Below are 21,425 nucleotides of genomic sequence, written 5' to 3'. Positions count from 1 at the left end.
TTGCAATCGACGCCACTAGACGCCACCCGACGCCACCCCATTCCGAGTCTTCGCCATGCATAACACCGCCACACAGCACTGCCCCGCTGCCACTGCCAGAGGCTTCACGCTGATCGAAGTCATGATCACCGTCGTCATCATCTGCATCCTCGCCGCGGTGGCGATGCCGCAATACAAGGACTACGTGACGCGCAGCCGCCTGGCCGATGCGGTCACCGGGTTGGCCACGATGCGGGCACAGATGGAGCGGTACTACCAGGACAACCGCACCTACGCGAACAGTGGCAGCTTCGTCTCGCCATGCAAAAGCGGCGGCGAGGCGGGCCGCAGCTTCGGCGACTTCGTCATCAGCTGCACCGGCAAGCTCAACGACCAGGAGTTCACCTTGCAGGCGAAGGGCGGCGGCCCGGTGAAGGGCTTCACCTACACCATCAATCAGCAAGATGTCCGCGCGACCAAGGAGCTGCCGCCCAATTGGGGTTCGCGCTGCGACAGCAAATGGATCACGAAGAAGGGTGACTCGTGCTGAGCCGCCATCGCGTTGCTGGTTTCGGCCTGATCGAGTTGATGGTGGCGGTCAGCATCCTGGCCATCCTCGGCGCGGTGGCGATGCCCAACTTCGCCACCTGGATCAGGAACTCCCGCATGCGCACGGTGGCTGAAGCACTGCAGGCGGGTGTCCGGCTCGCGCAGGCGGAAGCGCAGCGTCGCTCGCAAACTGTCGTGTTCTTCCTCACCAACAGCAAGGCCTGCACGACGGAATCGACAGCCGCTGCAGATGGCAGCTTTTGGCAGATCTTGGTCGTGCCGGACCCGCTGCAGAGCGACGACGAGGCGGAGGTGGTGCAGTGCGGCGTGTTGACCGACGTGTCGTCCGGCGTCAGCCTGAGTTCCCGAACCACGGCGTTGTGCTTCGGTGGAGACGGGCGACAGACGACACAGGCCGATCCGGCAGGCATCGGCATCTCCTGCACCGCCGGCCGGGCCCGCTTCGACGTGGCACCGAGCGTCCAAGGTCCGGAGAACCGGCCGTTGCGCCTCCTGGTCACGCTGGCCGGGGCGATCCGGCTGTGCGACCCCGGCAAGGACTCGCGCGCACCTGACGGATGCCCCCGTTCATGAAGCCGCCGAACGCTTCCAATCGCGGCTTCTCGTTGATCGAGATGATGGTCGGCCTGCTGATCATCTCGTTCGGTCTGCTCGGGCTCATCTCCATGCAATTCCGCGCGGTGCAGGCCTCCGTCGGCACGGAGGACTCCCAGCGCGCCGTGCTGCTCGCCAATGAGATGGCAGCGGCCATGTTCAACGCGAACACGGTGAATGTCGGCAAGGACGCGGTGAATGCATGGGCATCGCGCGTTGCTGAAAAAAGCGCGCAAGGCGTGCCGAACGGCGTCGGCGTCGTCACCGTGGTCAATGCCTCGACGGCGCGCATCACGGTGAGCTGGACGCCCGTGAACGCGCGCGGCGAGGCCAACGACACGCACAAGTACTCGACCGACGTGGTGATTCCATGATGCACCGCCGCATGACGGTTTCTCGCGGCTTTTCCTTGCCGGAGCTGATGGTGGCGATGGTCATCGGCCTCGTCCTGATGCTTGCCGTGACCACCATGGTGGCCCGCCAGGAGTCGGTTCGCCGCGGGGTCACGTCGGGCAACGACTTGACCGGCAACGCGGCCTACGCGTCCTATTTGCTGGACCGCGAGATGCGGAGCGCGGGCGCGGGTTTCAGCCAGGCGGTGGCGCAGAGCTATGGCTGCGCGGTGCGCGTCTCGCTGGACAGCGCGCAGCTGCTGCCGGCGACGAAGCCGTTTCCCGCGCCGTTCGCCGCGGTGCCCACAGACTACCGCCTCGCACCGCTGATCGCCTTCGCCGGTGCGGGTGCCCATGGCTCCGATGTGATCGCCGTCGCTGCGGGCAACTCGGCGCTGAGTGAAGCGGCCCTGCCGGTCGTGCCGAGATCCGCGGCGCCGGGTGAGCTCAAGCTGTCCAACACGCTCGGCATGCGGGCTGGCGACCTGCTGCTGCTGTCCCAGGCGGGTACCGGCTGCATGGTCCAGCAGCTGGGCAACAACTTCACGGGCGGCCCCACGCAGCGGGCAACCCTGGGCGGTCGTTATGCGGCCGACACGATAGACGGGCTGACCATCACTCAGTTCTCGACCAAGCCCTTCGTATTCGTCCTGGGCAATGTCGTGGGCAACCAGCCGCGGTTCCAACTGCTGGGCATCGACGCCGATGACACCCTGGTTTCCTACGACCTTCTGCAGCTCCGCTCCGAGGGCGTCCAGCCCTTGGCCGAGGGCGTGGTGGACATGCGGGCGCTGTACGGCGTCGACATGGCGCGCGGCGGTCAGGACCAGGTGACCGAATGGGTCGCGCCGACGGCCTCGGGCTTCACCGCGGCAGCGCTGACGGACGGCACGGCCGTTGCGCGCGAGAACCTGCGGCACATCCTGGCGGTCCGCGTCGCCTTGGTGCTGCGCAGTGACCTGGTGGAGAAGACCGACGTCACAGCCGGAAAGTTGACGCTCTTCAGCGACCTGCCTGACGCCGTGCATCAGACCTACACCGTGCCGGCAGGCTCCGCGAATCAACGCTACCGCGTCGTCGAGTTCACGGTGCCGCTGCGCAATGTCCGGGATGCCCGCTGATGAAACACGCCACTCCTGCCCACGGCACACCTGGCCGCCAGGCACAACGCGGCATCGTGCTCGTATTCGCCTTGATCACCTTGGTGATCCTGTTGATCGGCGCTGTCGCGATCTCACGCTCGATCAGCGCGAGCCAGTTCATCACCGGCAACCTGGGTTTCAAGCGCGACCTGGCCCATCAGGGCGAGCGCGCCTTGCAGGCAGCGATGGCGGCCGTACGGAACGGCCCGCTGGCGGATGTGGCGGCACGCAATGACGACCTGAAAAGTGCCAACTACAAGGCCACGCTGCTGCCCACCAATGCGCAAGGCATTCCGAAGGCGCTGTTGTCGGATGAGGAGTTCAGCAAAGTGGGGTCGGCGGATCGCGACATCCAGATCGACGACATGAGCGTGAAGGTCCGCTACGTGGTGGACCGCCTGGCAGCAGCGACGGGCGGCTGCGGACCCACCCATTGCGCGATGGCGAATGAAACGGTTTTCGGCGGCGGGTCCAGCGAATGGATCAATTCGCAAGGCAACAGCGGCGCGACCAAGGAACCCAATCCGGGCGCCGCGCCGCAGCAACCTGTCTATCGGATCACCGTGCGTGTGAGCGGGCCGCGAAGAACGCTGTCCTTCTTCCAGTCCACGTTCACCACCAACTAGTTCGCCAGTGCCGGCGTATCGAGATCGTTCATGAAAGCAGTCCGCCTTGTCAGCATCCCGGGCGTGGCCTTCGTGGCCAGCCTGATGATGGTCGCCGCAACGGCACCCGCTCAAGTGCCGTTGGCCGATCAGCCCGTCTTCTCGGCGGTCAGCGTCCCGGGCAACCTTGCACTGGCGCTTTCGGTCGAGTACCCGACGGCGATCAGCGTGGCCCATCCGTCGCGCACCTATTCGCCGGCCAACACCTACATCGGCTATTTCGACCCGATGAAGTGCTATGCCTATCGCTACACGGACGGTGCCGGTCTCGACAACTACTTCTATCCCGCCGCGCGGACGATGACGCGCACCTGTTCCGGCCTCTGGAGCGGCAACTACCTGAACTGGGCGTCGATGCAGACGATCGACCCGTTCCGCTGGGCGCTCACGGGTGGCTTTCGCGTGATCGACACGCCCACGTTGACGGTGCTCGAGAAGGCATGGGGGACGAACCAGGGGGACACGCGGAACTTCCCCGACAGCAGCGTTGCCGGCAGCGCGACGCTCGCGGGCGCGACGCCGTTCTCCACAGCCTCCGGCATTGCCACGCGGATCTGGTCGTTGGGCAACAGGATGCGTTTCATGACGTCGTCATCGGGCGCTCCGGTGCCCGACTACAGCGCCGCGGCGACGGCGTACGACCCGCGCGCGAACTACCAGCACGGCACGCTCTACGAGGTTTTCGTGCGCGTGAAGGTTTGCGACGCCTCGGAGTCCGTCGAGAACCTGGAGAGCAATTGCAGCCAGTACGGCACCGGCTCTTACAAGCCCACCGGGCTGCTGCAGCAGTACGCGGACAAGATCCGCTACAGCGCTTTCGGCTACCTCAACTCGGCGAGCGTGAACCGGGACGGCGGCGTGCTGCGCGCGCGCCAGAAGTTCATCGGGCCGAAGATGCCGGTGCCAGGCGGGCTGCCCGTGGCCAATGAGAACGCCGAGTGGGATGCCGGCACCGGTGTGATGTTCAGGAACCCCGATGCCGCAGACGCCGCCGCGACCAACACGGAGTTTGGCGTCGCCGTGGCCGACAGCGGCGTGATGAACTACCTGAACAAGTTCGGCGAGATCACGCCCGGCGCCTACAAGTACTTCGACCCGGTGAGCGAGCTGTACTACGGCGTGCAACGCTATTTGCGCAACATGGGCAACGTCCCGGCCTGGACCGCGATGGACGGCGCCGACACGGCCACCCGCAAGGGTTGGGTCGACGGCTTCCCGGTGATCACGTCGTGGAAGGAGAAGGACCCGATCCAGTACTCATGCCAGCGCAACTTCATCCTGGGCATCGGCGACGCCAACACCCACGCCGATCGCAACCTGCCCGGCGCGTCGGGCGCGTCGGAGCCGGCGCAGCCGCCTCAGGTTTCGAGCGATACCGCCGTCAACGCAACGGACTGGACGAACCAGGTGGGCGCACTGCAAGGCCTTGGCGATGCGCTCGGATCGGTCCAGAACTACAACGGCTGCTGCAGCAACAACGGCGCGTTGATGGCCGGCCTCGCGTACTGGGCCAACACGAACGACATACGGCCTGATCTGGAGGGCGACCAGACCATCAAGACCTACTGGCTGGACGTCCTCGAGTTCCAGCGGTTCAAGTCCAACAACCAGTTCTACCTGGCGGCGAAGTACGGTGGCTTCTCCGCACCCAGTTCCTTCTTCGCATCCGCCGCGACAAAGGCGCAGTTCGACACCAACAAGTCGTGGTGGGCCACCACCGGCGACACCATGCCCGATGGCGCCCCCCGCCCCGACAACTACTTCACGGCGGCGCGCGCCGACCAGATGGTGGCCGGGCTGACCAAGACCTTCTCCAGCATCGCGTCCCAGCTCAACGCCTATTCGACGGCGTTCGCGACCGCCATGCCGCAGGTGTCGGCGCTGGGCGTGGCCGCCTATGCGACCAAGTACGACGCCAAGGCGTGGACCGGCGAACTGATCGCCAGCAACGCCACCTTCGACCCCGAGACCGGCACGCCCGACCAGGCCACGCGTTGGAAATTCTCGGAGGTCCTGGCGAAGCAGGCCGCCGGCACCGGCTGGGACACCGGCCGCAACATCGTCACCTACAACGCTGACCGGAAAAAGCGAGTCGGCGTGCCCTTCCGCAAGGACGACATTTCCGCCGACCAGCGCCGCGCGCTGGATACCGCCTACGAAAGCGGCAATGACGCGGACAACTACCTGAACTACCTGCGCGGCGAACGCACGCATGAACGCTCGTCCGCGGCCTCGGGATCCACCCGCGCCTACCGCGACCGGGCCAACCTGGTGGGCGACATCGTCAACGCGAAGGCACGGCCGGTCGGCCCGCCGGCCGCGCCTTACTCCAGCGCCAACAACCCCGGCTACGACGACTTCAAGGCGAAGTACGCCGACCGCACGCCGATGGTGTACATCGGCACCAACGCAGGCATGCTGCATGCCATCGACGGCAGCCTGAGCGGCGACAACGCAGGCAGGGAGGTGTGGGCCTATGTGCCTGGGGCCGCCTTCAACGGCGCCACTGCGAGGCCCAGCGTCGATGGCCTGGCGTCCTTCGGCAATCCGGACTTCGTGCACCATTACCTGCTCGATGCGAGCCCCCTGGCCATCGATGTCGACCTGGGCCGCACGCCCGGCGGCAGCGGCACCGACTGGCGCACGCTGCTGATCGGCGGGCTGGGCAAGGGCGGCAAGGCCCTCTACGCCCTCGACATCACCGACCCGGCGTCCGTCACGAACGAGGCGACGGCCGCCCAGAAGGTCATGTGGGAGTTCACCGACCCGCACCTGGGCTACACCTACGGCCAGCCCATGGTCGTCAAGACGCGCAAGTACGGTTGGGTCGTGGTGGTGGGCTCGGGTTACAACAACAACGGCGGTCAGGGCTACTTCTTCTTCATCAACCCCCGCACGGGTGCGTTGCTGGAGAAGGTGGCCGCGCCCTGTGGCAACTGCTCGAGCAACAACCAGGCGGGTCTCGCGCACGTGAACGCCTTCGTGCTGGACCTGACCGATGGCCTCGCCGACGCGGTCTATGGCGGCGACCTGATGGGCAACGTGTGGCGCCTGGACGTGACGGGGTCGGACGACTATCCCAAGGCGGTCAGGTTCGCCACGCTCGTCGACTCGGACGGCAAGGCCCTGCCCATCACCACCAAACCGCTGCCCGTCGTGCAACCGGACACCAACCGGCGCTACATCACGGTGGGTACCGGCCGGCTGCTGGACGCCACCGACCTGAGCAACAAGCAGGCGCAGCGGTTCTTCGCGATCATCGACGGCACGAACGCGCAGTTCAGCAACGACGGCAGCGTCCCTGGCACCCAGTCGGACCTGCCGCCCGGCATCACCTTCCCGCTGACGGTGTCCAACATGCTGCAGCTGACCGATCTTGGCAAGGAGATCATGTTGGACCTGCGGACGCAACTGGGCTGGTACGTCGACCTGGGCGTGTCCGCCGGCGGGCCTGGCTGGCGCGTGCTGACGGACCCGACCTCGTTCTACGGCACCGTGGCGTTCGCGGCCACATCGCCCAGCACGGCGGACGTCTGCTCGCCCAACGGCAGCAGCCGCGTGTATGTCATCGACCTGGGCAAGGGGCGCTGTGCACTGAAGAGCGGCGGGTCGGCATGCCATGTGACCATCGACAGCCCCGTCAATGACCTGCAGTACTACAGCGTCAACGTGAAAGGAGTGGGCAAATCGCAGCTGCTGGCGGGCAACACGGGTCGTGGATGCGTGGGCGGCGAATGCAACATAGAGACGCTCAGCCCGGAAGGCCTCGGTCTGAAGCGCATGAACTGGCGCGAGATCCAGGTCAGCAAGTGAGTGTCCGGCCTGCAGGGCCGTTGGCGTCGGCAGTCGCCAGCGGCGCCGCCGCGCATCTTTCTGACGAATCTCGGCATCCCGTCGGTGGGTGCGCACCGTCGTTCATACACTTCGGCACCTCGCCGGTCGCCGCCTTCGCTGGCCCCGGTCTTTCACCTCCGTCGGGATGCTCTTATGCGACGTCTGCTCCCCGCCTGGCTGGCATGCGCCGCGCTTGCCGCCGCTGCCCAAGGCGTTCAGCCCATCTCGCCGCGCTTCAACGCCGACCCCTCGCCGCACTATTTCAAGACGCCGGCCGGCGGTGCCTTCTTCGTGTACGCGACGGACGACGCCTCCAACTCGGGCCGGTACTGGGATTCCACCAGCTGGCGGCTCTTCACCTCGCCCGACCTAAAGGCTTGGACGGACGCCGGCGTGCCGCTGGACGTCACGGTGTTCAAGTGGGCACGCCCCGATGCCAAGGCCTGGGCGCCCGAAGCTGCGTTTCGCGATGGCAAGTACTTCTTCTATGCGCCGGTCGGCGGAGACAAGATCGGCGTGGCCGTGTCGGACCAGCCTGAGCGCGGCTTCGTCGACGCGCGCACCGACGCCCTGGTGGACAAGGCTCGCGACGCCAACGCGGGCGACGAGCCGATCGACCCGGCCGTGTTCGTCGACAAGGACGGACAAGCCTATTTGTACTTCGGCACCCGCGCGCCCAAGGTCGTCAAGCTCAAGCGCGACATGGCGAGCCTCGACGGCCCGATCCAGGATGTCCAGGTCGCGGGGCTGCTCAAAGCCGACAAGAAGTACGGCGAGGCACCGTTCCTGCACGAGCGCCAGGGCGTGTACTACTTCAGCTTCTCGACCGGCTGGCCGGGGCAGATCGTGTACGCCACGGGCAGTTCACCGCTGGGCCCGTTCACCTACCGCGGCGTGGTGATCGACTACCTGAAGATCTCCACCAACCACCAGGCCATCCTGGCACACGAGGGCGAGAACTTCATCTTCTATCACGACGCCTTGCTGCCGGGCGGCGGCAGCCATCGCCGGTCGATCACCATCGCGCCGCTGGCATACGACGCCGATGGCGGCATCCGTCAGATCGTTTTGAGCCCTGCCCAGATCGGCAAGCGCTGACCGGATCTACGGGCCGAGCGCCGGGCCGCTCCCCTTGGGGACCGGCCAGGTGTGCGCCCGTTCAGCGCGGCGCGACTGGACGAGGGGCTCACGCATACCGGGTCGCACGGCCTTCGCGCACGAAGGCCCAGAGCTGCAGGCGGAGGCGGCGTGCAGTCTCGATCGCCAGGCTGCTGGGCGCCGACATGCACGCCAGCAGGCCGATGCCTGCCATCGCCGTCTTGTGCACCAACTCGTAGCTGGCGCGGCTGGACATCAGCACGAAGCCGTCGCGCAGGTCGGCATCGCGGCGGGCGAGGGCGCCGGTCAGCTTGTCCAGTGCGTTATGCCGGCCGATGTCCTCGCGCGCCAGGACCAGCTCGCCGCTGGGCCGGCACCAGGCCGCGCCGTGCAGCCCGCCGCAGCGGGCGTTCAGCGGCTGGGCGGTGGGCAGCGCGGCCAGAGCCCTGTCAAGGGCACCCGCGGCCAGCACCGGTGCCGTGACGGCAGCGGGCTGCAATGCGCCGAACTGCGCGAGGCTCTCCAGGCCGCACAGGCCGCAGCCGGTGCGGCCGGCCAGCGTGCGGCGGCGCGCCCTCAGGCGCTGCTCGCAGGCAGCCGTCACCGTCAGCGCCAGCTCGATCCCTTCGGGCCGGGGCTCGATCTCGACGCCGAGCAACTCGTGCCGCGATGTGAACCAGCCCTCGGCGAGGCCGAAGCCGAGCGCGAAGTCCTGCAAGTCCGTCGGGCTGGCCAGCATGACGGCCTGGGAGACGCCATTGACCGTCAGCGCGACGGGCAGTTCGACGGCGACATCTTCATCGGCCAGCGCATTCAGGGGCCTGAGCGCTTGCAGGGCGTCTTGGGACATGGGCGGCGATGATAAGAGCGGCAGCGGGCTGCCCCTGCGAGCCGCTCAGGCCGGGACTTCCTCTCCCAGGGCGCGCCGCAGCGCCATCGCCGCATGCGGCGCGCGCTCCTTGGCGCCGCTGATGAAGTACATGAAGACGTCGCGCGGCGCACATGCCTCGGTCGTTGCGGCCGGCGCCGGCTCGATGCGCGGCAGGCCATCGGGCTCACCGCCCGCGGCCCAGGTGCGGGCGGCTTCGGCCAGCGGCGGGAAGACCTCGGGCTTGCAGCCGAGCGGCTCGTCGGGGTGGGTGCGCATGATGCGTGTGTAGACGAAGCCGCCCGTCGCCTCGGCGATGGGCGGGTAGTCGTCGGACTCGGTGAACACCGTGGCGGCCTTGTACTGGCGCGCCAGCGCGAGGTACTCGGGGCATTGGAAGCTCGCATGCCGCACGTCCAGCGCATGGCGCAGCGGCAGACCGTCGATTTCGCCTGGCAACAGGTCGAGAAAGGCGGTGAGGTCGGCGGCGTCGAAGCGGTGCGAGGGCGCGAGCTGCCAAACGATGGGACCGAGCTTGTCACCCAGCTCGGCGATACCGCTGTGGATGAAGCGCTGGATCGAATCGGCACCGTCGGCCAGCACGCGGCGCTGCGTCGCAAAGCGGATCGCCTTCAGCGAGAACATGAAACCGTCGGGCGTGTCCTTGCGCCATTTGGCGAAGGTCGCGGGCTTCTGCGCACCGTAGTAGGTGCTGTTGATCTCGATGGCCGTCAGACGGCGGCTGGCGTACTCCAGCTCCCGCGCTTGCGGCCAGCCCTTGGGGTAGAAGTTGTCGCGCCAGGGCTCGAAATTCCAGCCACCGATGCCGACCCTGATCGTTCCTGCGCTCACGCCGTCTCCTGGCTGACTGCAAAAAATCAGTCTATCGGCGCGGTTTGGGTGGCGCAAGCTGCTCGGCCAGGAAGGGCTCCAGCAGCTGCAGCATCTCGCCATGGTTGGCGGTGAGGCTGTAGCCGTGCCCTTCGCCGTACTTGGCCAGCCACAGCGGCGGGTTGCCGGCGCTTTGGAGGGCACTGCGCATCAGCTCGGCCTGCTCCAGCGGCGTGCGCGGGTCGTCGACGCCGGCATAGATCATCACCTTGGCCTTGATGCGTGCGGCCTGGTGGCGCGGCGACACGGCGTCCAGCGCCTCGCGCTGCTTCACCGGGTCACCCACCATGTCGATCCAGAACTCGAGCGCGTCCTTGTCGCGGGACACGTCGCTCCAGCCGGAGCTCAGCAGCCGCGTGATGTCGCTGACGGGAAAGCCCGCCACGGCGCAGCGGTAGCGGTCCGGTGTGCGGGCCACGGCCATCAGGCTGGCATACCCGCCGTAGCTGCTGCCCATGATGCACAGCCGTTGGGGGTCGACGTCGCCGCGCTGGATCAGCGCGTCCAGCGCGTCGTCCAGGTCGTCCTGCATCGCCAGCCCCATCTGGCCGCGCGCCGAGTGCAGGAAGCGCTTGCCGAAACCGGTGCTGCCGCGAAAGCTCGGCAGCAACACCTGGTAGCCACGCGAGGCCAGCCAGCGCGCCATGGCCATGTCGCCGCCGGCATCGCCCCAGACGGCGCCGCGCGCCCAGGGCCCGCCGTGCACCAGCACGACGGTGGGCAGCGGCGTGCCGGCGGCGGCCAGCGGGGGCCGCAGCACATGGCTGGGCAGGGCCAGGCCGTCGCGGCTGCGCGGGGTCAGGCCGCGTGTGGCGGGCACGCGCCGCGGGTCGAGGTCGGGGCGTAAGTTCAGCACCGGGTTGAGGGCGCCGCTGCGGCTGTCCATCAGGTACCAGGTGGCGCGCCCGGTGTCGGTGCGGGAGCTGACGAACACCTGCGGCGAGTTGGAGAACTGCAGCGCGTTGACGCGGCCGGGCAAGGCCTCGTCGACCAGCGCCTGCAGCTTCTGGCGGCGTGCGTCCATCCAGGCGAAGAGCGGCCGCGCGGCGTCGATGCGCACGCCCAGCAGCTCGCCGCTGCTTTCGTCGCGCAGCAGCTCGCCCTGCTCATCCCCCAACGCATCGACCGCGACGTCGTACTGCGGGTGTTCGATCATCGTGTCGCCCCACCGGGCCGTCGCCGGGTCGTACTCGCGCAGCGCCACGGTGTCCCGGCCTTCGTTGGTGGCCACCAGCAGCTTGCCGTCGGCCTCGACGCTGAGCGGGCGCCGGATGTCGTCGCGCGTGGCGCTGTAGCGCCACAGCTCGCGCCAGCGGCCGTCGGCCTCGCGGTAGTGCACCACGCGCTCGGTGGATTGCGCGACATCGCTGATCGCAATGCGCGGCTGGGCATGCGTGTCCAGCACCCAGTCGCGCGTGCGGGCCGGGCGCTCGCGGGTCAGCAGCTGGCGCTTGCCGGTGGCGGCGTTGACCCGGTAGAGGTCGACGCTGTCCTTGTCCACGTCGTTGCAGGCCGCGATGAACTCCGGCTCGCTGCCGGGCAGCGTCTGCAGCGGCCGCATCCAGGTGTAGCGGCGCAGGCCGCTGGCCAGCCAGTCGTTGACGGTGGCGTGCAGCTTGCGTTGCTGCTGCCCGTCGACGCTGGTCATGAACAGGCCGCCCTGGCGGAACATCGTCTTGCGGCTCTGGCCCCGCTGGGCCAGCGTGTAGACGAGATGCTCACCGCCCACCCAGCGCGGGGCGGCGATGTCGGCGTCGGTGAAGCGCAGGTGCGAGACGTACTGGCTGCGCGCCAGGTCGAAGATGCTCAGCGCCATGCGCCCCTCGCGAGCGGCCAGCAGCGCCAGGTAGCGGCCGTCGGGCGAGAGCCGTGGCTCCGCGAAGGCGACGCCGCCAAACGCTTCATCCGCCGTCAGCGGCTTGAGCGCTTGCGGGGCGTCCGGGGTTTGCGCGGCCGCGTGCTGGGCGCACAGCGTGGCCGCCAACAGCAGCAGCGGCGCGAGGAAGGACGAACGCATTTCTTGACAGCGAGGGGTGGGACATCCGGCTCTGCGGCCGCTCGACAAATGAAAAAGCCAGCACGCGCTGGGCGGTGCTGGCTTGTGGCTTGCGCGGCGCAGTCTACATGCCGGCGTAGTTGGGCCCGCCGCCGCCCTCGGGCGTCACCCAGACGATGTTCTGCGTCGGGTCCTTGATGTCGCAGGTCTTGCAATGCACGCAGTTCTGCGCGTTGATCTGCAGCCGTTCGCCGCCGCCGGCCTCGTTGGGCACGAACTCGTAGACACCGGCCGGGCAGTAGCGGGCCTCGGGGCCGGCGTATTTGGCAAGGTTGACCTGCACGGGGATGGCGTTGTTCTTCAGCGTCAGGTGCGCCGGCTGGTTCTCTTCGTGGTTGGTGTTGGAGATGAACACCGACGACAGGCGATCGAAGGTCAGCTTGCCGTCGGGCTTGGGGTAGGTGATGGGCGTGCACTCGGCGGCCGGGCGCAGCGAGGCGCTGTCGGCCTTGTGGTTGTGCAGCGTCCACGGCGGGCTCTTGATGCCCAGCTTGGGCAGCAGCCACTGCTCGATGCCGGTCATCAGCTGGCCGGTGGTCTTGCCCTTCTTGAACCACAGCTTGAAGTTGCGCGTTTGCTGCAGCTCTTCGTTCAGCCAGCTCTTCTCGAAGGCCTCGGGGTAGGCGGCCAGCTCGTCCTGGGCGCGGCCGGCGTCCAGCGCGGGGGCCAGGGCCTCCGCGGCCAGCATGCCGCTCTTGATGGCGGCGTGGCTGCCCTTGATGCGGGCGGCGTTCAGGTAGCCGGCATCGCAGCCGATCAGGCAGCCGCCGGGGAAGACGGTCTTGGGCAGGGCCTGCGGCGTGCCGTTGTTGATGGCGCGCGCGCCGTAGCCGATGCGCTTGCCGCCTTCGATGTGGGCGCGGATGGCCGGGTGGGCCTTCCAGCGCTGCATCTCCTCGAAGGGGCTCAGGTAGGGGTTGTCGTAGTCCAGGCCGATGACGAAGCCCAGCGTGACCTTGTTGTCAGCCAGGTGGTACAGGAAGCCGCCGCCGAAGGTGTCGCCTTCCATCGGCCAGCCGGCGGTGTGCACCACCTTGCCCGGCTGCGCCTTGTCGGCGGGGATCTCCCACAGCTCCTTGATGCCGATGGCATAGGTCTGCGTGTCCTTGCCTTGGGTCAGCTTGAACTTCTCCAGCAGCTGCTTGCCCAGGTGGCCGCGTGCGCCTTCGGCAAACACGGTGTATTTGCCCAGCAACTCCATGCCCAGCTGGAAGTGGTCGGTCGGCTCGCCGTCCTTGCCCAGGCCCATGTTGCCGGTGGCCACGCCCTTGACGCGGCCCTGCTCGTCGTAGAGCACCTCGGCGGCCGCGAAGCCCGGGAAGATCTCGACGCCCAGCGCCTCGGCTTGGCTGGCCATCCACTTGACGACGTCGGACAGGCTGATGACGTAGCAGCCGTCGTTGTGGAAGTTGCGCGGCACGACCCAGTCGGGCGTGCGGTTGCTGCCGGTCTCGGACAGGAACAGCACGTCGTCGCCGGTCACGGCCTGGTTCAGTGGTGCGCCGAGCTCCTTCCAGTTCGCGAACAGCTCGGTCATGGCGCGCGGGTCCATCACCGCGCCGGACAGGATGTGGGCGCCGGGCTCCGAACCCTTCTCGAGCACGACCACATTGGCATCGGGCTTAACCTGCTTCAGGCGGATGGCCGTGGCCAAGCCGGCGGGGCCGCCGCCGACGACGACCACGTCGTACTCCATGGACTCGCGGGGTCCGAACTGGGCCAGGATTTCTTCGGATGTCATGCAGGTCTCCGGTAACTTGAATTGCGCGCGATTCTAGAGAGGGTGGATGGCAAATCGAACGACCGTGCTTTTTTAGGGCGGCCAGCCTAGCCCGGTAGGATCGGTGCAACCCACTCACAAGGCAGTCTCATGAGTTACTCCATCAACCTTGAAGGCCGTGTGGCCCTCATCACCGGCGCGTCCAGCGGCCTGGGCGCGCAGTTCGCCCGCACACTAAGCAAGGCGGGTGCCTGCGTGGTGCTGGCCGGCCGGCGCATCGAACGCCTGAAGGACTTGCGCGCCGAGATCGAAGGCAGTGGCGGCGATGCCCATGTGGTGCAGCTGGACGTGACCGACGTGGCCAGCATCAAGGCCGCCGTGGCCCATGCCGAGACCGAGGTCGGCACGCTGGACATCCTCATCAACAACTCCGGCGTGTCGACCACGCAGCGCCTCACCGACGTCACCGAGAACGACTACGACTACGTGATGGACACCAACACGCGTGGCGCCTTCTTCGTCGCGCAGGAGGTGGGCAAGCGCATGCTGGCCCGCGCGCGCGGCTCGGCGCCCGGCACTTTCATCGGCGGGCGCATCGTCAACGTCGCCTCCATGGCCGGCCTGCGCGTGCTGGGCCAGATCGGCGTCTATGCGATGAGCAAGGCCGCCGTCATCCACATGACGCGCGCGATGGCGCTGGAATGGGGGCGCTACGGCATCAACGTCAACGCGATCTGCCCCGGCTACATCGACACCGAGATCAACCACCACCACTGGGGCACCGAGCAGGGCCAGAAACTCATCGACATGCTGCCCAGGAAGCGCGTGGGCCAGCCGCAGGACCTCGACACGGCGCTGCTGATGCTGTGCGCCAACGAGAGCCACTTCATCAATGGCGCGGTGATCCAGGCCGACGACGGATTTGGTGTTTGATGAGCCGTCGAGACCTGACCCCGCTGGAAGCCCGCGTCCTGGCCGTCCTCGTCGAGAAGGAAAGCACCGTGCCGGACAGCTACCCGCTGTCGGCCAACGCATTGACGTCGGGATGCAACCAGAAGACGGCGCGCGACCCGGTCATGGACGTCAGCGAAGCCGAGGTGCTGGCCACCGTGGAGGAGCTGAAGGCGCTGCACCTCGTCAACACGGTCAGCGGCAGCCGCGTGGTGCGCTACGAGCACAACTTTGCGCGCGGCATGGGCGTCCCTGGTGCGGCCATGGCGCTGCTGACGCAGCTGATGCTGCGCGGCCCGCAGACGGCCGCTGAGCTGCGCCAGAACACCGAGCGCCTGCACCGCTTCGCCGATGTCTCGTCGGTTGAAGGCTTCCTCGAAGAACTCGCGGCGCGCGAGCCGGCGATGGCCATCAAGCTGCCCAAGGCCCCCGGTGCCCGCGAGGCGCGCTGGGCGCACCTGCTGTGCGGGCCGGTCGCGTCCGTCGAGCAGGCAGCCGCGGTGGCCGCGCCGCGCGACGAGGAAGTGGCCTTGCTGCGCGCGGAGGTCGCCGCGCTGCGCAGCCTCGTCAACCGCATCGCGGCCGAGCTGGGCATCGCGCCATGAGGTATGCCGTCCCGGCCGGGAAGAAGCTCACCTACGAGTGCCGCATCCCGATGCGCTGGGGCGACATGGACGCGATGGGGCACATCAACAACACGCTGTACTTCCGCTACCTGGAGATCGCCCGTGTCGACTGGCTGACGAGCATCGGTGCCGGGCCCAACCCGGGCGGGCAGGGGCCGGTCATCGTCAACGCCTTCTGCAACTTCTACCGCCAGCTGAAGGCGCCGGGCGAGGTGCTGGCCAGGCACTACGTCAGCGACCCGGGCCGCACCAGCTTCGAGACCTGGATCACGCTGGAGCGGGTGGACCAACCCGGCGTCATCTACGCCGAGGGCGGCGCGACGACGCTGTGGTTCGATGCCGAGACCGACAAGGCCATCGCCTTGCCGGACTGGGTGAGGGCGCTGGTTACTTGAACGCGTACTTCGCGCTGACGTAGACGTAGCGGCCGCGCGGATCGGTGTAGCTCGGGTCGTAGCCGGACAGGAAGAAGTAGGCTTGCTGCGAGAACGGCGGCGACTTGTCGAACAGGTTCTGCACGCCGGCACGCAGCGTCAGCGACTTGGTCACGTCCCAGCCGCCGGACAGGTTCCACAGCGAATAGGCGCCCACCTTGATGTCCGGCTTGCCGATGATGTGCTGGTCGTCGTAGCCCTGCAGATAGCTGTTGGACACGGTTGCCGAGAAGGGGCCGTGCTCCCAGTCGAGGCTGAGCGAGTGGCGCCAGCGCTGCACGACGCCGTCATTGATGAAGACGCCGAGGTTGCTGACGAAGGGGTCGCCGTCGCCGGTCTGCTGCTTGGACTTCAGCGTCAGCGTGCCGTTCAGGCGCAGGCCGAACTGGCCGAAGCCGGTCTTCAGGTTGGTCAGCGACACGCCGAGGTCCACGCCGGAGATGCGCTGCTTGCCCCGGTTCTCTTTGACGAGGTCGATGGCCTCGATGACGTTGTCTTCGTCACGGTGCACGAGGCCGCCGTACTTGGCCAGGTTGCCCAGGATCACGTCCACGCCCAGCGTGCTGATCAGGTTGGTCTTCTCGATGTTCCAGTAGTCGACGTTCAGGCTGACGCCGCGCCGCGGCTCGAAGACGGCGCCCAGCGAGAACTGGCGCGACTTCTCGGGCTTGAGCTTGGCATTGCTGTAGTTCAGCGTGGTCCAGATGTCCGAGCAGTCGGTGGGTGTGTTCTCCGGATCGGCCGCCAGGCAGACCGGGTCGACCAGCGTGGCCGAGGAGCCCTGGGTGAGCGGGCGGTACAGATCGGACAGGCTGGGCGCCCGGAAGCCCTTGCCCACCGACGCGCGCAGCAGCAGTTCGGGCATCGGCACGTACTTCAGGCCGACCTTCGGGCTGGCCGCGCCCCCGCTGACCTGATAGTGCTCATAGCGCAGCGCCGCCTGCAGTTCGAGCTGCTTGGTGACCGGCGCACTGATCTCGCCGAAGGCTGCACTGACCTTGCGCGACTTGCCGAAGTCAGAGTCCGGGCCTTGTGAGGATTCGCCCAGGATGAGGTCCTGCTTCAGCGCATCGGACTGGTGGTAGTTCTGCTTCTCGCGTCGCAGCTCGCCGCCGAAGGCGACAGCCAGATCGCCGCCGGCGAGCTGTGCGAGCGCCTTGGTGGCCTTGAAGTCCAGCGCATCCATCGTGCCGGTGGCGCGGCGCACTTCGCCGCGGATCTGCGCTTTTTCATACAGCGCAAGGCCAGCGGCGTTGGAGGGGCCGAAGGCATTGAGCGTGCCGTCGGCAAAGCCGTCCAGGATCATCTGCTCGTTCAGATAGCCACGGTGGTCGCGGTCCGAAACTGTGCTGGTGCTGTGGTTCAACGCCCATTCATAGTCCCAACCGCCCAGCAGGCCGTTGGTGCCCAGCAGGAAGCGTTTGGTGCTGGACACCAACTCGCTGGTCCGCAGGCCGGCCTCGGCCAGTCGGGTACGCACGGTGATGATGCGTTCCTCATCGTCCGCGTCGAGGCTGTTCAGCGCGCTGCCGGCAAAGGCCGGCACGCGAGACACATCCATGTCCGCATCGACGCGGTTGGGCGTGCCGGTGTAGAGCGTTCTGGCCCGCGCCAGCGACACCTCGGCGAAGGCTTGATGGCCACCGCCCAGATTGAACACACCCCGGGCGACGGCGCTGCTCTTGTTCGACTTCGGATACAGCTCGATGTCGCGCATGTAGTCAAACGTGCAGCCGTCCGCGCCGCCGATGCCATCGGGCAGGTAGAGGTTGGCCGGCGGGTTGCAGCCGTTCGCGGCGGCCGGATTGACGGTCTTCGAGTCGATCACGGTCTTGCCGTTGGACTTGTAGCCTTCTTCGATCAGCGTGTCGCGTTGATAGTTCGACAGCCGGATATTGCCTGGGAAGCTGGCGCTGGACAGCAGGTCCGGCAGCCGGCCAGGAATGTCCAGTTCCTTGATGAACTTTCGGCGCGACGCGTTCAGGCTGGTCGTCTTCTGCACGTCCAGCACAGCCATGACGTTGAAGCCGTCGCGGGCGTACTCGCCGAATCCACCCGCCAGCGTGGCCGAGCGCTTGTTGCCGCCGCCCTCGGTGGTGTTGCCGGCCAGCGCATTGATCTCGACGCCGGAGAAATCCTTGCGCGTGATGAAGTTGATGACGCCGCCGATGGCGTCGGACCCGTAAAGCGACGAGGCGCCGTCCAGCAGGATTTCGACGCGCTGGATGGCGGCGGCCGGGATGCTGTTCAGGTCCACGCCGGCCGCGTCGCCGGGCGACGCGAAGTTGGCCATGCGCCGGCCGTTCAGCAGCACCAGCGTGGACGACACGCCCAGGCCGCGCAGGTTGGCGCCGTTGAAGCCCATCTGGTCACGAAAGCCACCGTAGGCGACGCTGCCGCCGTCGGTCAGGTTGTTGGCGCTGGCGCTGAGACGGGCGATCAGCTCGGCCGCTGTCGTCACACCCGCCTTGTCGATCTCCCCGCGCGTGATGACCTGGACGGGCAGCGCCGTCTCGCCCTCGATGCGCTTGATCGCCGTGCCGGTGACCTCGACGCGCTCCAGCGTCGACTGGGCCTGGGCGGCATGCGCCAGTGCGAGCATGGCCGCAGCGGCGGCGATGCGGGAAGGACGGAGGGCTTTCATCAACGGATCTCCCGGAGTGGTTCGGCGCAGTCTAGGCACGGCGGCACTGGCTGCCTGTCCCACGACGGCGGGATCGTCTCGCGCACGCCACGCTGCATGTCGTTAGAACTAGGGGCGAATCCGTCTTCGGCGCTCTGTCATCATGCGCGCAGTCTGACCAAGGAGGGGTGTACGCATGAGGGCATGGATCTGGGCCGGTGTGGCGGCGATGGCATGGGCCATGGGCGCGCAGGCGGCTCCCCCGACGGCGGTTGCCGCGAGCACGCCGCAGGCCAAGGCGGCCAAGCCCGCCACGACACCGCGCCCGGCGGCACCGGCTGCGGCGCCTGCCAAGCCGGCGCAGGGCGAGTCGCCATTGCTGCCGCCGGTGGACCCCGAACCCGCCATCCGCGGCTATGCCGTGCCCATCGGCGGCGCGCTGAAGGCGGACAACGACGAGGTCTGGCAGCGCATCGTGCAGCTGGCCGGCGGCAAGGGTGCACGCTTCGTTGTTTTCGGCACCGCCAGCGAGGACCCCGAAGCCAGCGCCAAACAGGTCGTTGACCTGCTGCAGCGCCGCGGCGCCGTCGCCGAAGCCCTGCCCGTGGCTCCCAAGTTCCTGTGGGTGGACCTGAACAAGGTCGTGCGCGACCCGTCGCTGATCGCCAAGGTGAAGGCCGCCAAGGGCATCTTCTTCACCGGTGGCACGCAGGAACGCATCGTCGACGTGCTGCAGCCCGGCGGCCAGAGCACGCCCATGCTGGAGGCGATCTGGGATGTCTACCGCAAGGGCGGTGTCGTCGCCGGCACGTCGGCCGGCGCGGCCATCATGAGCACCGTGATGTTCCGTGACGCACCCAGCGTCATCAATGTCCTGAAGGGGCGCTTCGCCGACGGCAAGCAGGTCGACCGGGGCCTGGGTTTCGTCGGCCCGCACCTGTTCGTGGACCAGCACTTCCTGAAGCGCGGCCGCTTCGGCCGCATGATCCCGCTGATGATGGCCAAGGGCTACAAGCTGGGCCTGGGCGTGGACGAGAACACCGCGGCCATCATCCGCGGCGACGAGATCGAGGTCATCGGCGACCGCGGGGCCATGATCGTCGACCTGACCGAGGCGCGCAGCGACAGCACGCTCGGCGCCTTCAACGTGCAGGGCGCGCGCCTGTCCTACCTGGAGCATGGTGACCGCTATCACATGCGTGCGCGCTCGACGACGCCTTCGGCGCCGAAGCTGCGCGGCGAGGTGCACGACGCCGAGTCGCCCAACTTCAAGCCCTACTACACCGACGACGTCTTCCACCTCGACATGCTCGGCGACTCGACCGTCTCGGGCGCGATGAGCCGCCTCATCGACAGCGTGCAAAAGGAGGTCAAGGGCCTGGCGTTCGACGTGCTGCCGCGCACCAACGACCCGCTGGCCGAGCTGGGCTTCCTATTCCGCCTGTACAAGGGCTCGGACTCGATGGGCTGGAGCACCGAGGAATTCGGTGGCGAGCAGTTCACCGTCACCAACCTCTTGCTGGACATCACGCCGGTGCGCCTGCCGATGCCGCTGTACGGCGGCTGGTCGCCGCCGCGACCGGCTGCCGCCACCGCCCCGTCGCCCACCCCGCCGCCCGCTTCCTCGCCGCGGTGAACGCCGCGCTGGCTTCGTTTGTCGCGAGCGTTGCTTTTCCGCGAGGCCGCCCGGTTGTCGAACCCGGGCCAGCCCTGCCAAGATGACAAGCCTGTGACTCCTGACGCCCGGCGGCCGTGCCGGGCCTGCGCACCATCTTGCAAACGCCTTCCCACGCCGGCACTGTCATCGTCATCGGCGGTGCGCTGAAACCCGGCAGCGACGCTGTCTGGCAGCGCATCGTCGACGAAGCCGGTGGCGCGCAGGCGCCCATCGCCGTCTTCCCGACGGCGGCCTACGATCCCGAGCGCGCCGGCGCCCAGATCGTCGCCGCGTTGAACCGCTGCGGCGCGCGCGCCGAGATCGTGCCGATCGCGCCGCACCTTGCCGGCGTCGACCTGCAGGCGACGCTGCACGACCCCGCCGTGATCGCCCGCGTCGCCGCATGCAAGGCGGTGTTCTTCTCCGGCGGCGCCCAGGAGTACCTCGTCGACACGCTGCAGCCCGACGGCCGGCCGACGGCGATGCTGGACGCGATCCGTGCCGTCTTCGCGGCCGGTGGCGTCATTGCCGGCACAAGCGCGGGTGCGGCCGTCATGAGCCGGGTGATGTTCCGCGACGCGATGGACAACCTGGCCGTGCTGAAGGGCCTGTGGCGCGCCGGCCAAGAGTACGACCGCGGCTTCGGTTTCGTCGACGCCGCGCTGCTGGTGGACCAGCATTTCCTCAAGCGCGGCCGCATCGGCCGGATGCTGCCGGCCATGCAGGCGCTCGGCTATCGGCTGGGCCTGGGCGTGGACGAGAACGCCGCCGTCGTCATCCAGGGTGCGCAGCTGGAGGTCATCGGCGGCAGCGGTGCCGTGCTGGTCGACCTCGGCGAAGCGACGCACGATGCGGCGCTCCCGGCCTTCAACCTGCGCGGCGCGCGGCTGTCGTACCTGGAGCCTGGCGACCGCCATGACCTCGCCAGCGGCGAGACCACGCCAGCGCCGCACAAGCTGCGCGAGCCGCGGCTGGATCCGGCCGCACCGGGCTTCCAGCCCGGCCAGCAGTCCGATCGCTATTTCCTCGACATCCTCGGCGACGGCTGCATCCTCTGCGCCATGACGCAGCTGCTGGATGGCCCCGCCCCCGAGGTGCGCGGCCTCGCCTTCCGGGCCAACCCCCGCCCCGGCGAGCTCGCGCCGGACATCGGTTTCGAGTTCCGCCTGCACCGCGGCCCTGGGCTCTGCGGTTGGCGCAGCGGGGGCGTGGCCGGTGAGGGCTACACGGTGCTGGGCGCGCGCCTGGACGTGGTTCCCGTCCGCGTGGCCAGCCCGCTGTTCACGCCGCTGGCCGCCGAGCCGCCGCGCTGATGCCTCGCGCCT

17 protein-coding genes are annotated in these 21,425 nt (G+C 68.0%); 12 read left to right on the top strand and 5 right to left on the bottom strand.

Annotated elements, in window-relative coordinates:
• The first annotated feature begins 55 nt into the window (after positions 1-55).
• The 7 genes from ASD35_RS22530 (at position 56) to ASD35_RS22500 (ending at position 8,274) form a co-directional block, all read left to right on the top strand.
• Positions 56-529, top strand: coding sequence for a type IV pilin protein (locus ASD35_RS22530; protein WP_056877152.1), 474 nt, complete (start codon positions 56-58; stop codon positions 527-529).
• Entirely contained in the window at positions 523-1,122 is a 600-nt protein-coding gene (locus tag ASD35_RS22525; protein ID WP_056877151.1) for a GspH/FimT family pseudopilin, read from the top strand. Before ASD35_RS22530 ends, ASD35_RS22525 begins: the two co-directional genes overlap by 7 nt.
• Positions 1,119-1,517 carry a prepilin-type N-terminal cleavage/methylation domain-containing protein gene (locus ASD35_RS22520; RefSeq protein WP_056877150.1) on the top strand — a complete coding sequence of 133 codons (399 nt, stop codon included), beginning with the start codon at positions 1,119-1,121 and terminating at the stop codon, positions 1,515-1,517. Before ASD35_RS22525 ends, ASD35_RS22520 begins: the two co-directional genes overlap by 4 nt.
• On the top strand, positions 1,514-2,656 hold the full coding sequence (locus ASD35_RS22515) for a PilW family protein (protein ID WP_082580359.1): 1,143 nt from the start codon (positions 1,514-1,516) through the stop codon (positions 2,654-2,656). Before ASD35_RS22520 ends, ASD35_RS22515 begins: the two co-directional genes overlap by 4 nt.
• Positions 2,656-3,303, top strand: coding sequence for a hypothetical protein (locus ASD35_RS22510; protein WP_056877148.1), 648 nt, complete (start codon positions 2,656-2,658; stop codon positions 3,301-3,303). The genes ASD35_RS22515 and ASD35_RS22510 overlap by 1 nt, the downstream gene beginning before the upstream one ends.
• 30 nt (positions 3,304-3,333) lie before the next feature.
• The gene (locus ASD35_RS22505) at positions 3,334-7,155 is read left to right on the top strand and encodes a pilus assembly protein (protein WP_082580358.1); all 3,822 of its coding nucleotides are present in this window, start codon (positions 3,334-3,336) and stop codon (positions 7,153-7,155) included.
• Between the two features lie 174 nt (positions 7,156-7,329).
• Complete coding sequence (locus ASD35_RS22500) at positions 7,330-8,274, top strand: family 43 glycosylhydrolase (protein WP_056877146.1); 945 nt, start codon at positions 7,330-7,332, stop codon at positions 8,272-8,274.
• Between the two features lie 88 nt (positions 8,275-8,362).
• On the opposite strand, the gene fdhD is transcribed toward ASD35_RS22500, so the two are convergent.
• From fdhD to ASD35_RS22480, 4 genes are all read right to left on the bottom strand, one after another.
• A complete protein-coding gene (fdhD, locus tag ASD35_RS22495; RefSeq protein ID WP_056877145.1) occupies positions 8,363-9,124 on the bottom strand; it encodes a formate dehydrogenase accessory sulfurtransferase FdhD in 762 nt (253 codons plus the stop codon).
• A gap of 45 nt (positions 9,125-9,169) precedes the next feature.
• A complete protein-coding gene (locus tag ASD35_RS22490) occupies positions 9,170-9,994 on the bottom strand; it encodes a DUF72 domain-containing protein (RefSeq protein ID WP_235538429.1) in 825 nt (274 codons plus the stop codon).
• Between the two features lie 31 nt (positions 9,995-10,025).
• The gene (locus ASD35_RS22485) at positions 10,026-12,050 is read right to left on the bottom strand and encodes a prolyl oligopeptidase family serine peptidase (RefSeq protein ID WP_056877144.1); all 2,025 of its coding nucleotides are present in this window, start codon (positions 12,048-12,050) and stop codon (positions 10,026-10,028) included.
• A 103-nt stretch (positions 12,051-12,153) separates the two neighbouring features.
• Positions 12,154-13,830: an electron transfer flavoprotein-ubiquinone oxidoreductase gene (locus tag ASD35_RS22480; protein WP_056877143.1), complete on the bottom strand. Its 1,677-nt coding sequence runs from the start codon at positions 13,828-13,830 to the stop codon at positions 12,154-12,156.
• Positions 13,831-13,959: 129 nt separating this feature from the next.
• Between ASD35_RS22480 and ASD35_RS22475 the strand changes: the two genes are divergently transcribed.
• Genes ASD35_RS22475 through ASD35_RS22465 form a run of 3 tightly spaced genes read left to right on the top strand, consistent with a single transcriptional unit; the run spans position 13,960 to position 15,781 of the window.
• A complete protein-coding gene (locus ASD35_RS22475; RefSeq protein WP_056877142.1) occupies positions 13,960-14,742 on the top strand; it encodes an SDR family oxidoreductase in 783 nt (260 codons plus the stop codon).
• The gene (locus tag ASD35_RS22470) at positions 14,742-15,365 is read left to right on the top strand and encodes a YceH family protein (protein WP_056877141.1); all 624 of its coding nucleotides are present in this window, start codon (positions 14,742-14,744) and stop codon (positions 15,363-15,365) included. Before ASD35_RS22475 ends, ASD35_RS22470 begins: the two co-directional genes overlap by 1 nt.
• Positions 15,362-15,781, top strand: a complete 420-nt coding sequence (locus ASD35_RS22465; RefSeq protein WP_056877140.1) for a thioesterase family protein — start codon at positions 15,362-15,364, stop codon at positions 15,779-15,781. Before ASD35_RS22470 ends, ASD35_RS22465 begins: the two co-directional genes overlap by 4 nt.
• On the opposite strand, the gene ASD35_RS22460 is transcribed toward ASD35_RS22465, so the two are convergent.
• Positions 15,774-18,464, bottom strand: coding sequence for a TonB-dependent receptor (locus ASD35_RS22460; RefSeq protein WP_056877139.1), 2,691 nt, complete (start codon positions 18,462-18,464; stop codon positions 15,774-15,776). The two genes, ASD35_RS22465 and ASD35_RS22460, sit on opposite strands and share 8 nt — an antisense overlap.
• 175 nt (positions 18,465-18,639) lie before the next feature.
• Here ASD35_RS22460 and ASD35_RS22455 point away from each other — a divergent pair, with 175 nt between their 5' ends.
• Both ASD35_RS22455 and ASD35_RS22450 read left to right on the top strand, forming a co-directional pair.
• Positions 18,640-20,079: a cyanophycinase gene (locus ASD35_RS22455; RefSeq protein WP_056877138.1), complete on the top strand. Its 1,440-nt coding sequence runs from the start codon at positions 18,640-18,642 to the stop codon at positions 20,077-20,079.
• Positions 20,080-20,216: 137 nt separating this feature from the next.
• A complete protein-coding gene (locus ASD35_RS22450) occupies positions 20,217-21,413 on the top strand; it encodes a cyanophycinase (protein ID WP_162254507.1) in 1,197 nt (398 codons plus the stop codon).
• Positions 21,414-21,425 lie beyond the last annotated feature (12 nt).

Source organism: Pelomonas sp. Root1444 (assembly GCF_001426885.1).
Taxonomy (GTDB): domain Bacteria; phylum Pseudomonadota; class Gammaproteobacteria; order Burkholderiales; family Burkholderiaceae_C; genus Pelomonas.
The sequence above is the reverse complement of the archived record's forward strand: the minus strand, read 5'-3'. Positions and strand labels throughout refer to the sequence as shown.

Excerpts from the sequence above, each read along its gene's own strand:
- ASD35_RS22500 (WP_056877146.1), top strand. The coding sequence starts at position 7,330 with ATGCGACGTCTGCTCCCCGCCTGGCTGGCATGCGCCGCGCTTGCCGCC.
- ASD35_RS22460 (WP_056877139.1), bottom strand. The coding sequence starts at position 18,464 with ATGAAAGCCCTCCGTCCTTCCCGCATCGCCGCCGCTGCGGCCATGCTC.
- ASD35_RS22485 (WP_056877144.1), bottom strand. The coding sequence starts at position 12,050 with ATGCGTTCGTCCTTCCTCGCGCCGCTGCTGCTGTTGGCGGCCACGCTG.
- ASD35_RS22505 (WP_082580358.1), top strand. The coding sequence starts at position 3,334 with ATGAAAGCAGTCCGCCTTGTCAGCATCCCGGGCGTGGCCTTCGTGGCC.
- ASD35_RS22480 (WP_056877143.1), bottom strand. The coding sequence starts at position 13,830 with ATGACATCCGAAGAAATCCTGGCCCAGTTCGGACCCCGCGAGTCCATG.
- ASD35_RS22510 (WP_056877148.1), top strand. The coding sequence starts at position 2,656 with ATGAAACACGCCACTCCTGCCCACGGCACACCTGGCCGCCAGGCACAA.
- ASD35_RS22465 (WP_056877140.1), top strand. The coding sequence starts at position 15,362 with ATGAGGTATGCCGTCCCGGCCGGGAAGAAGCTCACCTACGAGTGCCGC.
- ASD35_RS22520 (WP_056877150.1), top strand. The coding sequence starts at position 1,119 with ATGAAGCCGCCGAACGCTTCCAATCGCGGCTTCTCGTTGATCGAGATG.
- ASD35_RS22515 (WP_082580359.1), top strand. The coding sequence starts at position 1,514 with ATGATGCACCGCCGCATGACGGTTTCTCGCGGCTTTTCCTTGCCGGAG.
- fdhD (WP_056877145.1), bottom strand. The coding sequence starts at position 9,124 with ATGTCCCAAGACGCCCTGCAAGCGCTCAGGCCCCTGAATGCGCTGGCC.
- ASD35_RS22470 (WP_056877141.1), top strand. The coding sequence starts at position 14,742 with ATGAGCCGTCGAGACCTGACCCCGCTGGAAGCCCGCGTCCTGGCCGTC.
- ASD35_RS22455 (WP_056877138.1), top strand. The coding sequence starts at position 18,640 with ATGAGGGCATGGATCTGGGCCGGTGTGGCGGCGATGGCATGGGCCATG.
- ASD35_RS22475 (WP_056877142.1), top strand. The coding sequence starts at position 13,960 with ATGAGTTACTCCATCAACCTTGAAGGCCGTGTGGCCCTCATCACCGGC.
- ASD35_RS22530 (WP_056877152.1), top strand. The coding sequence starts at position 56 with ATGCATAACACCGCCACACAGCACTGCCCCGCTGCCACTGCCAGAGGC.